This is a genomic window from uncultured Microbacterium sp. (genome assembly GCF_945952435.1).
Taxonomy (GTDB): domain Bacteria; phylum Actinomycetota; class Actinomycetes; order Actinomycetales; family Microbacteriaceae; genus Microbacterium.
This window is the reverse complement of the sequence record NZ_CAMFHZ010000027.1, coordinates 20,684-34,228: the sequence shown is the minus strand read 5'-3', so window position 1 is coordinate 34,228 and position 13,545 is coordinate 20,684. Positions and strand designations below refer to the sequence as shown.

The 13,545-nt window shown below is 72.0% G+C and carries 11 protein-coding genes; 4 read left to right on the top strand and 7 right to left on the bottom strand.

The window, feature by feature from the left end; all coding sequences use genetic code 11:
* Positions 1–639 (bottom strand): hypothetical protein (locus Q0P88_RS13140; RefSeq protein ID WP_295014818.1); only part of this gene is annotated, 639 nt, incomplete at its 3' end.
* 375 nt (positions 640–1,014) lie between these two features.
* Between Q0P88_RS13140 and Q0P88_RS13135 the strand changes: the two genes are divergently transcribed.
* Positions 1,015–1,500: an FBP domain-containing protein gene (locus Q0P88_RS13135; protein ID WP_295014817.1), complete on the top strand. Its 486-nt coding sequence runs from the start codon at positions 1,015–1,017 to the stop codon at positions 1,498–1,500.
* A 140-nt stretch (positions 1,501–1,640) separates the two neighbouring features.
* Here the strand turns inward: Q0P88_RS13135 and Q0P88_RS13130 are convergent, their stop codons facing one another.
* From Q0P88_RS13130 to Q0P88_RS13120, 3 genes are all read right to left on the bottom strand, one after another.
* Complete coding sequence (locus tag Q0P88_RS13130) at positions 1,641–1,988, bottom strand: hypothetical protein (RefSeq protein WP_295014816.1); 348 nt, start codon at positions 1,986–1,988, stop codon at positions 1,641–1,643.
* A gap of 173 nt (positions 1,989–2,161) precedes the next feature.
* The gene (locus Q0P88_RS13125) at positions 2,162–3,877 is read right to left on the bottom strand and encodes an amidase (protein WP_295014815.1); all 1,716 of its coding nucleotides are present in this window, start codon (positions 3,875–3,877) and stop codon (positions 2,162–2,164) included.
* Positions 3,878–3,982: 105 nt separating this feature from the next.
* The gene (locus tag Q0P88_RS13120) at positions 3,983–5,023 is read right to left on the bottom strand and encodes an agmatine/peptidylarginine deiminase (protein ID WP_295014814.1); all 1,041 of its coding nucleotides are present in this window, start codon (positions 5,021–5,023) and stop codon (positions 3,983–3,985) included.
* A 69-nt stretch (positions 5,024–5,092) separates the two neighbouring features.
* Here Q0P88_RS13120 and Q0P88_RS13115 point away from each other — a divergent pair, with 69 nt between their 5' ends.
* Positions 5,093–5,689 (top strand): TetR/AcrR family transcriptional regulator, encoded by a 597-nt coding sequence (locus Q0P88_RS13115; protein ID WP_295014813.1) that lies wholly within the window; start codon positions 5,093–5,095, stop codon positions 5,687–5,689.
* 28 nt (positions 5,690–5,717) lie between these two features.
* Here Q0P88_RS13115 and Q0P88_RS13110 read toward each other — a convergent pair whose 3' ends face one another.
* Positions 5,718–6,308, bottom strand: coding sequence for a cysteine hydrolase family protein (locus tag Q0P88_RS13110; protein WP_295014812.1), 591 nt, complete (start codon positions 6,306–6,308; stop codon positions 5,718–5,720).
* On the bottom strand, positions 6,305–7,765 hold the full coding sequence (locus Q0P88_RS13105) for a cytosine permease (protein ID WP_295014811.1): 1,461 nt from the start codon (positions 7,763–7,765) through the stop codon (positions 6,305–6,307). The genes Q0P88_RS13110 and Q0P88_RS13105 overlap by 4 nt, the downstream gene beginning before the upstream one ends.
* A gap of 145 nt (positions 7,766–7,910) precedes the next feature.
* Between Q0P88_RS13105 and Q0P88_RS13100 the strand changes: the two genes are divergently transcribed.
* Entirely contained in the window at positions 7,911–9,284 is a 1,374-nt protein-coding gene (locus tag Q0P88_RS13100; protein WP_295014810.1) for an aminotransferase class I/II-fold pyridoxal phosphate-dependent enzyme, read from the top strand.
* 438 nt (positions 9,285–9,722) lie between these two features.
* On the opposite strand, the gene Q0P88_RS13095 is transcribed toward Q0P88_RS13100, so the two are convergent.
* Complete coding sequence (locus Q0P88_RS13095; RefSeq protein ID WP_295014809.1) at positions 9,723–11,006, bottom strand: M18 family aminopeptidase; 1,284 nt, start codon at positions 11,004–11,006, stop codon at positions 9,723–9,725.
* A gap of 287 nt (positions 11,007–11,293) precedes the next feature.
* Here Q0P88_RS13095 and helR point away from each other — a divergent pair, with 287 nt between their 5' ends.
* The gene (gene helR / locus Q0P88_RS13090; protein ID WP_295014808.1) at positions 11,294–13,534 is read left to right on the top strand and encodes an RNA polymerase recycling motor ATPase HelR; all 2,241 of its coding nucleotides are present in this window, start codon (positions 11,294–11,296) and stop codon (positions 13,532–13,534) included.
* Positions 13,535–13,545: the final 11 nt, after the last annotated feature.

Genomic DNA, 13,545 nt, shown 5'->3' with positions numbered 1-13,545 from the left:
CACCGCCGGACTTCCTTTACCAGAAAGGCCACCCAACGATGGGTGGCCTTTCTGCATTCGAGTAGTCTTCTTCGAGAGAAAAGGCCGCCCCACGGGGCGGCCTTTTTCGTCTCCGCGCCGGGCCCGCGACCTCCGCCGCTCCGCGGCGGGATTCGCGGTCGCTGCGCGGTCGGAGGCCGGTGCCCCGGGCGGAGCGGGACGTCCCCCCGCGCCATCGACGGATGCGGTGCGGCGGATTACGCTGGCGTCTGACGGGCCCTCGCCCGCCGTCCGCGGAACGAAGGAGCCTCTGATGGATTCGATGATGATGGACTCGATGAAGGGCATGATGGCCGACGACATGACGATGGACATGTCGCTCATGCAGGCCTGCATGGATGCGTGTTCGGCCTGTGAGCAGGCCTGCACGATCTGTTCGACGCAGATGATGGACTGCGCCCCGTCGTGCATGAACTGCGCGGACATGTGCAACACCATGATGCGCACGATGCTGCGGATGCAGGGGATGACCCCGGCGGTCATGATGTCGATGCTCGACGCGTGCATGGCGATGTGCCAGATGTGCTTGGACATGTGCATGCCGCACGCGGAGATGAGCGAGGTCTGCCGGATGTGCGCCGCCTCCTGCAAGGCGTGCATGGACGCGTGCATGGCGCTGCGGGACTCGATGGCCGCCTGACGAGTTCCGGCCCGACCGGCGCGTGCGAGCCGGCCCACGGCCCACGTCCCGGTCGAGCCGCGTAGGATCGAAGCATGTCTGTCGTATCGGGCGCCCTGGAGGCGCTGAAGGGGGTCGCCGGCGCACTTCGCGCCGGCGGCAGAGGCTGACGCCCCGGGCCGAGGATCCTCGGGATCGTCGGCTGATCGTCGTGCCCGCGCGGATTCCGCGCGCGTCTGCGAGATCGCAGATCCCGCCTGTGCGGCGGGAGGCGTCACTCCTTCATGGTGATCACCACCACCGTTCCTCCGTTGCCCGCTACCGCGGGTGCGGACGTCTCGAAAAGAGAACCAGACATGCTTCCCATCGACGAGCGCGCCTTTCGCGCGTCCTTCCTCAACGCCTCTCGCAAGGAGGCCTCCACGGCGAATCTCCCGCAGGGCTTCGGCGAGACCGACTTCACCCGGCTCGACTACCTCGGCTGGTCCGATCCCAAGATGCCGCGCCGCGCGTACGTGTCCGCCCACACGTCAGACGGCCCCGTGACGGTGCTTCTGCAGCAGGCGGAGCAGCGTACGAGCGCTCGCGCGCAGTGCTCCTGGTGCGAGGACGTCACGCTCCGCAACGACGTGCAGTTCTTCGCGGCCAAGAAGGCCGGCCCCGCGGGTCGCAACGGAGACACGCTCGGTGTCCTCATCTGCGCCAACTTCGGGTGCTCCGCGAACGTGCGGCGTCTGCCTCCGCTCGCGTACGAGGGTTACGACCGTGAGACGGCACGCGACCTGCGCATCCTCCGACTTCAGGAGCATGTGGAGGGCTTCATTCACGAGCTGCGGCGCTGACGTCCGACGCTCTTCGGGGCCGCGACGCGCTGTCGCCGTCGTGGCCCCGAGGCGTGCCCGGGTTCGGCACGCCGTCCGCGGAGCAGCGGTTCAGCGGGCCGTCGGCTGCCGCCATGAAAGGTCGCTCCGTGCGAGCGAACTCAGCGTCGTGCGACGTTGTAGCGCAGTGAGCCGATCGCCAGCACGTCCCAGCGGGTGTGGACGGCGACGGGCTGGCCCGGCGCGACCTCGAGCGCGGCGCCGCCGGCGTTCCAGAGCACGAGCGCGTCGCCGTCGAGCGTCCGCACCTCGATGAGGCCCTGCCCGCGATCGACTCCGGTCACGAGGGCGTCGGCCCAGCCGGCCGTCGTCGCGGCCGCCAGGCGGGACTGGATCAGGTGCAGAGCATGCCCCGGGGCGAAGGAGGAGCAGACGTCGCCGTGGTCGCACATGCACGCCGCACGCTCACGCACCTCGAGGGGCGAAAGGCGGATGCGGGGCGTGGTCACGATGGGTCTCCTCACGGGATCGGTCCGATCAGGCTACGTCGCGATCTTCCGCCGGCGAAGACAGAGTGACATCTGCCGAAACACAGTCCCGTCGCGGCGTGCCAGGCTCCGATCCGCCGCGCCCCGATCAGCCGTGCCGCTACGGACAGCCGTGCCGCTCCGGCCCGGTGCGCTCAGAGTCGCGGCGTGCGCGGCGGGGCGACCCGGCGATCGCCCTCGGCGCCGATCTGCTCGAAGCCGGCCGCGATGCGCAGCAGCTTCCCGTCGTCGTAGGCGCGGCCGATGAAGGTGAGTCCGATGGGCATGCCGATGTCGTCCATCGTCCCGGCGGGCACGGTCACGCTGGGGATACCGAGATGGCGCATCGCGAGGTTGCCGTTCGCGATCCACGTGCCGTTGCGCCAGCCGAGGTCCGCGGACGCCTCGTCGACGTCCATGTCCGCCGGTCCCACGTCGGCGACGGCGGGGAAGACCACCGCGTCCAGGCGGAGATCGTCCATCCACCGCTCGAGATCCACGCGGCGGGTCTCCTCGAGGCCGTGCAGCCCCGCTTCGAGCTCGGGGATCGTCAGGATCGTGGCATCGGGATGCTCGCGCACCCAGTCCGGATACTCCGCGATGTCGTCCTCGAAACCGGTGTAGCGATCGGGCAGCGCCCCCTCGGGATGGGGGAAGATCTGCGCGCCGTCCACGTCGGCGAGACGGGAGAGCGCGGGGTCGCCGTTGGCGGCGAGGAAGTCGTCCCAGGCCCACGCGGACAGGTCCACGATCTCGTGCCGGAGGAACTCCGGGCGCACCAGCCCGCGGGTGAGGATCGTCGGCGCCCCCGCCCGATCCCCCTCGTAGTTCGAGACGACGGGGAAGTCGACCTCGACGACCTCCGCGCCCGCACGCTCCAGGTCGGCGCGTGCCCGCTCCCACCGCGCGACGACCGACGCACGTGTCTCGATGCGCTGCCCGGTCGGGCCGCCGATGCCACCGGGGACGCCGGTGCCCGCCTCGGGATCCGCGTTGATGTACATCCGAGGGATCCCGATCCGCTGCCCGGCGAGGGCGTCGCCTGCGTCGTCCGCGAGCGCCGGGTAGGACGTCGGCCGCACGGTGGAGGACGGGGGCAGCGGGATCCACGGCTGCGCGCGCCAGAAATCGCCGCGGGTCTCGGCGTCGTCGGCGACGATCACGTCGAGGACCTCCAGCAGATCCGCCATCGTGCGCGCGTGCGGCACGACCACGTCCATCGTCGGCACCAGGGGCCAGTTCCCGCGCACGGAGATCACGCCGCGCGACGGGGTGTACGCGCACAGGCTGTTGTTCGTGGCGGGACCGCGGCCGCTGGACCACGTCTCCTCGCCGAGGCCGAACGCCGCGAAGCTCGCGGCGGTGGCCGTTCCGGATCCGTTGGAGGAGCCGGAGGCGAACGGGGCCGTGAGGAAGTCGGCGTTGTAGGGGCTCTCCGCGCGACCGTAGACGCCGCGCTGCATGCCGCCGTTGGCCATCGGCGGCATGTTCGTCAGGCCGAGGCAGATCGCCCCGCCCGCACGCAAGCGCTCGATCGTGAAGGCGTCGCGCTGGGCGATCAGCTCCGCGAACACGGGGGAACCCGCTGCCGCGGTGAGCCCTCGGACGAGATAGCTGTCCTTCGCCGTGTAGGGGATGCCGTCCAGCGGGCCGAGCGTCTCGCCGCGCGCACGGCGCTCGTCGGCGGCTCGCGCCTCGTCGTGCGCCTCGGGATTGCGCACGACGAGGGCGTTGAGCGCGGTTGCGGTGCCAGGGCCGTCGTAGGCGTCGATCCGGGCGAGGTACGCATCGACGAGGGCGACGGACGTGGTCTCCCCGCTCTCGAGGGCCTCGCGGAGGCGGGCGATGGGGGTTTCGACGACGTCGAACATGGTGGATCCTTCGGGAGTGCGTCTGTGTGCGTCGAACCGTGCGATTCAGAGGCGCAACGCCACGGTTCGGCGCAAACAGACGGGGAGGGTGGGGCTGGTTCGCGCTCAGCGCGCGGCGGTGAGGGAGGGCTGCTGCTGCGTGATGCAGTGGATCCCGCCGCCGCGGTCGAAGAGCGGGCGGGCATCGACGGTCACGACCCGGCGACCCGGGTAGGCGTCGGCGAGGATCTCGCGGGCCTGCGCGTCCGCGGCGTCGTCGCCGAAGCCGCATGCGACGACACCGTCGTTCGTGACGAGGTGGTTCACGTAGCTCCAGTCCACGAAGCCCTCCTCGTCGCGGAGGGTGGACGGCGCCGGCAGATCGACGATCTCGAACGGGCGACCCGCCGCGTCGAGCTGGGCGCCCAGGTGGGCGCGCAGTGCGGCGGACACCTCGAAGTCCGGGTGCTCGGGATCCTGCTGCGCGTGCAACAGGATCCGTCCGGGGGAGGGGATCGCGGCGACGATGTCGACGTGGCCGTTCGTCCCGAACTCGTCGTAGTCGCGAGTGAGGCCCCGTGGGAGCCACACGGCGTGCGTGGCGCCGATCGTGCGGCGCAGTTCGGCCTCGACGCGCTGTCGGTCGAGGTAGGGGTTGCGGCGCGGGTCGAGCTGGACGGTCTCGGTGAGCAGCACCGTGCCCTCGCCGTCGACGTGGATCCCGCCGCCCTCGTTGACGAGGGTCGAGCTGACGAGCTCGGCGCCCGTCTCGGCCGCGAGGATCCTGGCGTGCTGGGCGGCGTCGTGCCACCGCGCCCAGGCGGGAGCGCCCCAGCCGTTGAACACCCAGTCCACGGCCCCGAGCACACCGGGCCGCTCGTCGTCCACGACGAAGGTCGCACCGGAGTCCCGCATCCAGAACTCGTCCACCGGGGCCTCGACGATCGTGATCTCCGACGACAGCATGCGCCGGGCGCGGCTGAGCTCGGACGGATCGACCAGGATCGACACCGGCTCGAACTCGGCCACCGCGTGCGCCACGGCCGTCCAGGTCGCGTAGCCCTCCTCGCGCTGCGCGTCGGTGTCGCCCAGGGTGATCCCCTCCACGGGGAACGCCATCCAGGTGCGGTCGTGCGGGGCGGTCTCACTCGGCATGCGCCAGGCCATCGGGTGCTCCTCGTTCGGGTGCGGAGTTCTTATTGAACAGATGATCAATGAGCGCTACGCTAGAGCACTATGCAGACCTCGTCAACCCCGCGCCCCCGACGCATGGCGCCGGAACAGAGGGAGCGGGCGATCTTGGACTCCGCCCTCACGCTCGCCGCCGAGGGCGGGATCGCGGCGCTGACCGTCCGCACCGTCGCGACGAGGGCGGGCGTGACTCCCGCTCTCGTCGCGCACTACCGTCCGAGCATGGACGCCTTCGTCGCCGAGGTGTTCGGGACGATCGTGAGTGCCGAGCGTGCCGAGGTGATCGCCGCGGCCCGCGAGACCGGGGGACTGCGCGCGCGACTCGCGATCGTCGTCGCGAGCCTGCTCGACGGCGCGCGCGACGACGTCACCCTCGTCTGGGTGCAGGCCTGGGCCGCCGGCGCGCGCAACGAGGAGCTCGGTGCGCGCGTCCGGGAGGAGATGGATCACTGGCAACAGGAGCTGGAGGCGATCGTCGCCGAGGGCGTGGCGGCCGGCGAGCTCTCGGCCGCGCAGGCGGACGGCGCCGCCTGGCTGCTGCTCGCCATGGTCGACGGCATGAACGCGCACTCCCTGGTGAAGTGGGCGCCGGACGACCGCGCCGCGCTCGCGCGGCGGGCGCTCGCGGCGATCCTCGGCTGACGTCCGCCCGCCGCGCGCCGGACGACGGTCAGCGGGCGAGGAGCCGGAGCGCCGCCTCCGTGTCGGCCACCGTGAGCTGGGGCGGGTAGAGGCCCATGATCCTCAGCGCCGCCGCGTGATTCTCCGGATCGGACCCCGCGCACGCGTCTGCCGCGATCGTGACCCTCGCGCCCGCATCGGCGGCGGCCAACGCGGTCGAGAGCACGCAGCAGTCCGTGGACACGCCGGTCAGCACGATCGGGGCGGATCCGCGGGCCGTGCGGGGGAGGAAGGCGGCCAGCGCATCCCACTTCCCGAAGGTCGGAGCGTCGAGCGTCGGCGCAGGCGACAACGGGCGGGCCTCGGGCACCAGGGCGTAGAGCGGGTCGTCGGCCGCAACGTCCGCGAACGGCCACGCAGCGAAGTAGTCGCCCCAGGACGTGCGGCGATCGGCGGTCGGCAGCCAGCGCGTCACGACCACACGGTCCCCGGCGACGTCCGCGAGACGACGGATGTTCGCGAACGCCGTGGGGAACATCGGAGAACCCCACGGCGACCGGTGTGACGCGAAGATCTCCTGCGGGTCGATGACGACGAGCCAGGGCGCGTCCGGATCCCTGGGCGCTTCCGCAGCGCTCACTCCTGCTCCTGCCGACGGATCCTCGCCGCGCGCGCGAACCAGGTGACGAGGAAGCCCAGCACGAGCGCGAAGAACACGCCGAGGTTGGCGTACGCCCACTCGCCGTCCTTGCCGCCGATGAGCGGCAGCAGATAGCCCTGCCAGTTGTTCCAGGGCGCGGCCTCGGCGAACGAGTTCACGACCAGACCCCAGCCGATCACCGACACGACCACGAGGGTGACGATCGAGGTCGCGTCCCACGCGCCGTAGCGTCCCCGCGGATCGAACAGCGCGGCCTCGTCGTAGTCCTTGCGCCGGCGCAGGATGTCGGCGATGAGGATGCCCGCCCAGCCCGCCATCGGGACGCCGAGCGTGAGCAGGAACGACTGGAACGGCCCGATGAAGTCCTGCGCGAAGAACACCACGACGATCGTGCCGATCGTGAGGATCACACCGTCGACGGCGGCCGCGGCGGGCCGGGGGATGCGGATCCCGAGGCTCAGCAGCGTCAAGCCCGACGAGTAGATGCCGAGCACCGCCCCGGACACGAGCGTGAGGATCGCGACGATGAGGAAGGGGAAGAGGGCCCACGCGGGCAGGAGACCGGCGAGCGCGCCGATCGGGTCCGCCCCCACGGCGGCGGCGAGCTTGTCGTCGGATCCCGCGAGCAGCAGGCCGAAGAACACGAGGATGATCGGTGCGACCGAGCCGCCGATCGTGTTCCAGGCCACGATCGCGCCGTCCGGGGTGGAGCGCTTCTGATAGCGCGACCAGTCGGCGGCGATGTTGATCCAGCCGAGCCCGAACCCGGTCATGACCATGACGAGGGCGCCGATCGTCTGCGCGAGCGTGCCGTCGGGGCGGGAGAACGCCGTGTCCCAGTGGATGCTCTGGAACGTCAGCACGAGGAAGAGCACGGTGAACGCGCCGGTCAGCCACGTGAGGACCGACTGCAGCCGCATGATCGTGTGGTAGCCGAGAACGCTCGCCGCGACGATGAGCGCGGCGACCACGATCGTCGCGATCAGGTGCACGGCCACGTCGCCGCCCGCGCCGACCCAGCCGAGTGCGTGCAGGACCGTGGTCGTCGCCAGCACCGCCGTGATCGTGAGCGACGTCTCCCAGCCGATCGAGGTGAGCCAGGAGACGATGCCGGGGATCTTCTGCCCCTGCACGCCGAACGCCGCCCGGGACAGCACCATCGTCGGTGCGGAACCCCGCTTGCCCGCGATCGCGATGAGCCCGCACAACGCGAACGACACCACGATCCCGACGATCGCGACGACCGTCGCCTGCCAGAGGGAGATCCCGAAGCCGAGCAGGAACGATCCGTACGACATCCCGAACACGGAGACGTTCGCGGCGAACCACGGCCAGAACAGGTCGCGCGGGCGCGCTGTGCGCTCGGACTCGGGGATGATCTCGATCCCGCGGCTCTCGATGAGCGTCGAGGATCCGGGGGCGGTGGTGGTCGACATGGCATCATCCTGGCAGGGTGGAGCCTCTCAGGGGAGCGTTCCTGCCGAAGACGACCCGCGATACGATGAGGCGACCCGTCGATCCGGCCCGGCGCTCTGCTCGCGGCCGGGCGCCTGGGAGGCTTCCGGGTCGAAAGGATCCCTCATGGACGCCGCGCGCATGCATGCCGCCTCGCCCGAATCCGCCGCGATCGTCGACGCCGTGCTCGACTACTCCCGCCGGCGGATGCTCGCCACCGACGTGCCGCTGGACAAGCCGCAGACGGAGGCGGAGCTGCGCCGCCTCGCGGGCGTCACCATCACCGATCAGGGGCTGGGGGCGCCGCGCGCGCTCAGCGTGTTCGAGCACATCCTCGCGCCCGCGTGCCTCACCACGAGCCATCCCGCCTACCTGTCGTTCATCCCCACCGCGCCGACGATCGCCGCGATGGCGTTCGACCTCGTCGTCTCCGCCTCCGGCCTGTACGGAGGGAGCTGGCTGGAGGGGGCCGGGGCCGTGCACGCCGAGAACGAGGTGCTCTCGTGGCTCGCCGCCGAGTTCGGGTTGCCGACGACCGCCGGCGGCGTCTTCGTGCAGGGCGGCACGATCGGCAACCTGTCGGCGCTGGCCGCGGCCCGCGAGCACGCGCGCGAGACCGCGCTCGCCGACGGGCGCGCGCTGCCGCCGCGCTGGAAGCTGGTCTGCAGCATCGAGGCCCACTCCTCGAACAAGTCCGCGGCGCGGATCATGGACGTCGATGTCGTGGCGGTCCCCTCGGGAGACGACGGAAAGCTGCACGCCGACGCCGTGCGCGCCGCACTCGAGGAGCACGGCGACGCGGTGTTCGCGGTCGTCGCGACGGCCGGATCCACGAACTTCGGAATCGTCGACGACCTCGAGGGCATCGCCGCCCTCAAGGACGAGTTCGACTTCTGGCTGCACGTCGACGGCGCCTACGGCCTCACCGCGATGCTGGCCCCGGAGGCGCGGGCATGGTTCTCGGGGGTCGAGAGGGCGGACTCCCTCATCGTCGATCCGCACAAGTGGCTCTTCGCCCCCTTCGACTGCTGCGCCCTGCTCTACCGGGACCCGGAGCACGGACGCCGGGCGCACACCCAGCACGCCGAGTACCTCGACACCCTCACCGACACGGACGCGTTCAGCCCCTCCGACTACTCGATCCAGCTCACCCGGCGCCCCCGCGGGCTTCCCCTGTGGTTCTCGCTCGCGACCTACGGCGTGGACGCCTACCGATCCGCCGTGAGCGCGACGCTCGCCCTCACCCGCCGGATCGCCGAGGAGATCTCCTCCCGCCCCGAGCTCAGGCTGGTGCGGGATCCGCAGCTCTCCGTGGTCGTCTTCGAACGCGAGGGCTGGGAGCGCGCCGACTACGACCGCTGGTCGGACGAGCTGCTGCAGTCGCAGCGCGCGCTCGTCGTGCCCAGCTCGCACGCCGGACGCACGAACACGCGCTTCGCGATCCTCAATCCGCTCACGACCTTCGAAGAGCTCGTCGGGATCCTCGACACGATGCGCTGAGGCGCGGGGCCTCCCCGGGGTCGTTGAGCGAGCGCGCCGGAGCCCCTTCCCCGGGGGCGTTGAGCGAGCGTGCCGGAGCGCCTTCCCCGGGGGCGTTGAGCGAGCACGCCGGAGGCGAGCGAGACGAAACGCGCGCGTCTCCGGAAACGGGCCGGGTCTGAGTCCGCTCCGGGGACGGGAGGGCGGGCGCGCGGTCCCCTCGCCGCCCTGCGGCCGGCTCACCGCCAGACCCGCTGCCTGCGCGCCCGCCCTCCCGCCCCCTGCGCTCGGGTTCGCGGGCACGCCGGAGCGCCCCTTCCCCGGGGTCGTTGAGCGAGCACGCCGGAGCGCCCCTTCCCCGGGGTCGTTGAGCGAGCACGCCGGAGCGCCTTCCCCGGGGTCGTTGAGCGAGCACGCCGGAGGCGAGCGAGACGAAACGCGCGCTGCAACGCGCCGTCCTCAGCCGCGGAAGAACGCCTCGGCGACGGAGGCCAGGTCGTGCAGATCGCTCACACCGGCGAGTTCGCGGGCCGAGTGCATCGACAGGATCGGGATCCCGACGTCCACCGTGCGGATGCCGAGGCGGGTGGCCGTGATCGGGCCGATGGTCGAGCCGCAGGGGACGTCGTTGTTCGAGACGAACTCCTGCGTGACGACCCCGGCGGCGTCGCACCAGCCGCGCCACGCCGCGGCTCCCACGGCGTCGGTCGCATAGCGCTGGTTGGCGTTGAGCTTGAGGATCGGCCCGGAGCCCAGCACCGGCTGCACGACGGGGTCGTGCTTCGCGGCGTAGTTGGGATGCACCGAGTGGCCGACGTCGCTCGACAGGCACCACGACGCGGCGTAGGCGCGGAGCAGATCGGACTGCTCGGCGCCGAGGCCCGCGTAGACGCGCTCCAGCACGTCCTCGAGGATCGGCCCCGCGGCGCCGGAGCGGGATCCGGATCCGAGCTCCTCGTGATCGAAGGCCGCGAGCATCGCGATCGCCTGCGGTTCCGCCTCGGCGAGGCGGCCCAGCGCCACGACCCCGGCGTGGACGGAGGCGAGATCGTCGAGGCGCCCCGAGGCGAAGAACGCGTCGTCCCTGCCGAACACCGCACCGCGCGCGGAGTCCGCCACGACGACGTCGAAGCCGCGCACGGCGTCCGCGTCGACGCCCGCGCTCGCCGCGAGCTCGGCGAGGAGATCGGCCTCGCTCGCCTCGCCCAGGCCCCACACGGGCTGCGTCTCGTACTGCTTGTCGAGGGACAGGCCGTTGTTCACGCCGCGGTCGAGATGGATCGCGAGCTGCGGGAGGCGCAGGAGCGGCCCGGTCGCGGCGAGTACGACGCGGCCGTCGGCGAGCGCGAGCCGTCCGGCCAGGCGCAGCTCGCGATCCAGCCAGGAGTTCAGCAGCGGCCCGCCGTAGACCTCGACCGCGGCCTGCAACCACCCCTTCGCGCTGGTCGTCGGCTGCGGCTTGAGCTTGAAGCCGGGGGAGTCGGTGTGCGCGCCGAGCACATGCACGGGGGTGGTGGCGCCGGCCGATGAAGGCACGATCCACGCGATCGCAGCACCGTCGCGGACGACGACGAAACGGCCGCCCCGTTGCGCAGGCCACTCCGCGGTCTCGTCGAGCCGCACGAAGCCCTGGGCCTCCAGGCGGCGGGCGACCTCCTCCGCCGCGTGGTAGCTGGACGGCGAGGCGGCGACGAAGTCGGCCAGATCCTCGACGTGGGCGCGGGCGGAATCGGAGACGGGCATGCGGATCCTTCCGGGGCGGCGGGCAACCCTTCGATGCTAGTCCGCCGCGGTGAGCGCGTCGGGTGCCCCGGGGAACACCGCGAGAACGACGAAGGGAGCGGTCCGCCTCCGGTCGCTCCCTGCACTTCCAGGATACCGGAGGGGGTGGGGCTTGCGGCAAGACCCCCCTGCGCGCGCAGACTGGGTGGCTTCGCCCTGGAATCGGAGGATCCGTGCGCCCTGAGACCGACCCTGAAGCCGACCGTGAAATCGCCCCTGGAAACGACCCCGGAGCCGATCCGGATAAGGTGCCCGCGCGCCTCTCGCGGCCCCGCCGCCCCTCGTCCTTCTTCGCCCTTCCCCCCTCCCTCGCCCGCAAGGGCGGCCCCGCCTTCGTCGCCGAGGACGACGCTCGCTTCGCCGCGATCCACGACGCCCTCGCCGCGGAGACCTCCGCCCTCGAGGCGCGACTCGGACGCCTGCGCGGACAGCGGGTGCGGGCGGGGCAGGAGGCCCTCGACCGCGATTTGGAGATCCACCGTTCCGCGTCGCGATGGCAGCTGCTGCGCCGCTACGGCGTCGATCTCTGCCTGGGCCGCATGGACCCCGCCCGGGCAACGGAGGGCGACGGCGCGGGGGAGGACGAGGCGGAATCGGTCTACATCGGCCGGATCGGTCTCACCGACGCCGCCGGACGCCGCCTGCTCGTCGACTGGCGGGCTCCGGCGGCCGCGCCGTTCTTCGCCGCGACGCATGCGAATCCGCAGGGACTGGTCAGCCGTCGGCGCTATCGCTGGACCTCGCAGCGGGTCACCGACTACTGGGACGAGGTCTTCGATCCGGACGCGACCCTCGCGGCAGGAGTCGATGCGACCTCGACGCTCGACGACCAGTCCGCGTTCATCGCGAGCCTCGGCGCCTCGCGCTCGCCGCGGATGCGCGACGTGCTGAGCACGATCCAGGCGGATCAGGACGCGATCATCCGCGCGTCCTCCCGGGACGCCCTCGTCGTCGACGGAGGCCCCGGCACCGGGAAGACGGTCGTGGCGCTGCACCGGGCCGCCTATCTCATGCACGCCGAACAGCGGCTCGGACGGGGCGGCATCCTCTTCGTCGGTCCGCACCAGCCCTATCTGCGCTATGTCGAGGACGTGCTGCCGAGCCTCGGCGAGGACGGCGTACGGGTGTGCACGCTGGCGGACCTCGTGGTCGAGGGGCGGGCGGGGGATGCAATGCCCGACGAGGCGGATGCGACCGCCCGACGGCTGAAGGAGGGGCTGCGTCTGCTCGATGCGGTCGAGGCCGCCGTGCGCTATCACGAGCACGCGCCGACCGAGGCGCTGTGGATCGAGACGCCGTGGCGCGACGTCGTCGTGCCGCCTGCCGCGTGGGTCGAGGCCTTCGACGCGCCAGAGCCCGGCACGCCGCACGACGAGGCCCGTGACGTCGTGTGGGAGGCGCTCATCGGAGCGCTCGTCGAGGAGAACGCCGACGAGGACGTCCCTCCGCGACAGCTCGACCGGGCGCTGCGGCAGAGCACCGCGCTCCAGCGCGCGTTCGTCGCCGCGTGGCCGATGCTGGACCCGGCGGGGGTGGTCGCGGATCTCTGGGAGGTTCCCGCGTTCCTGCGGATCTGCGCGCCGTGGTTGAGCGCCCAGGAGCGTGCGGCGCTGCACCGGGAGGATCCGCGGGCCTGGACCCGGCAGGACCTGCCCCTTCTCGACGCGGCGCGCGCTCGGATCGGCGATCCCGCGGCCTCCGGACGGCGCCGTCGCGAGGAGGCGGTCACCGCGGAAGAGCGGGAGCAGCGCGACCGCGTGATCGACGAGCTCCTCGCCGCGGACGACGACAAGGAGAGCGCGGTCACGGGCTTCTTCTTCGGGCCGGACAGCGACGGCGCCCGCGAGATGCTGCTCGAGGAGGCCGAGCGCCTGCGCCCGGATCCCGACGCCCTCGCGGGGCCGTTCGCGCACGTCGTCGTCGACGAGGCGCAGGAGCTCAGCGACGCGGAGTGGGCGGTGCTCCTGCGCCGGGTGCCCTCGCACAGCCTCACGGTGGTCGGCGACCGCGCACAGGCGCGTCACGGCTTCGACGGCACGTGGACCGAGCGCCTCGCGCGCGTGGGCGTGCGGCGGGTGACGCAGGCCGGCCTCCGGATCAACTACCGCACCCCCGAGGAGGTCATGGAGGCTGCGGCGCCGGTCATCCGCGCGGCGCTGCCCGACGCGAACGTGCCGATGTCGGTGCGATCGAGCGGGATCCCGGTCCGCGTCGCGGCCCTCGCGGAGCGGGACGCGATCCTCACGTCCTGGCTCGCCGGGCACGCCGAGGGCCTGGCCTGCGTGATCGGCGACGACCGGCCCTTCCTCGACGACCGTGGTCTCCCGGACCCCCGTGTGCGTCTGCTCACGCCCGTCACGGCCAAGGGACTCGAGTTCGACCTCGTCGTGATCGCGGATCCGTCGTCGTTCGGATCCGGCATCGAGGGCGCCGTGGATCGGTACGTCGCGATGACGAGGGCGACCCAGGAGCTCGTGCTGCTGGAGTGAGCGCGCGGGGC

Coding starts and splice junctions, on each gene's coding strand:
- Q0P88_RS13135 (WP_295014817.1), top strand. CDS start 1,015: ATGCTTCCCATCGACGAGCGCGCCTTTCGCGCGTCCTTCCTCAACGCC.
- Q0P88_RS13125 (WP_295014815.1), bottom strand. CDS start 3,877: ATGTTCGACGTCGTCGAAACCCCCATCGCCCGCCTCCGCGAGGCCCTC.
- Q0P88_RS13120 (WP_295014814.1), bottom strand. CDS start 5,023: ATGGCCTGGCGCATGCCGAGTGAGACCGCCCCGCACGACCGCACCTGG.
- Q0P88_RS13115 (WP_295014813.1), top strand. CDS start 5,093: ATGCAGACCTCGTCAACCCCGCGCCCCCGACGCATGGCGCCGGAACAG.
- Q0P88_RS13105 (WP_295014811.1), bottom strand. CDS start 7,765: ATGTCGACCACCACCGCCCCCGGATCCTCGACGCTCATCGAGAGCCGC.
- Q0P88_RS13100 (WP_295014810.1), top strand. CDS start 7,911: ATGGACGCCGCGCGCATGCATGCCGCCTCGCCCGAATCCGCCGCGATC.
- Q0P88_RS13095 (WP_295014809.1), bottom strand. CDS start 11,006: ATGCCCGTCTCCGATTCCGCCCGCGCCCACGTCGAGGATCTGGCCGAC.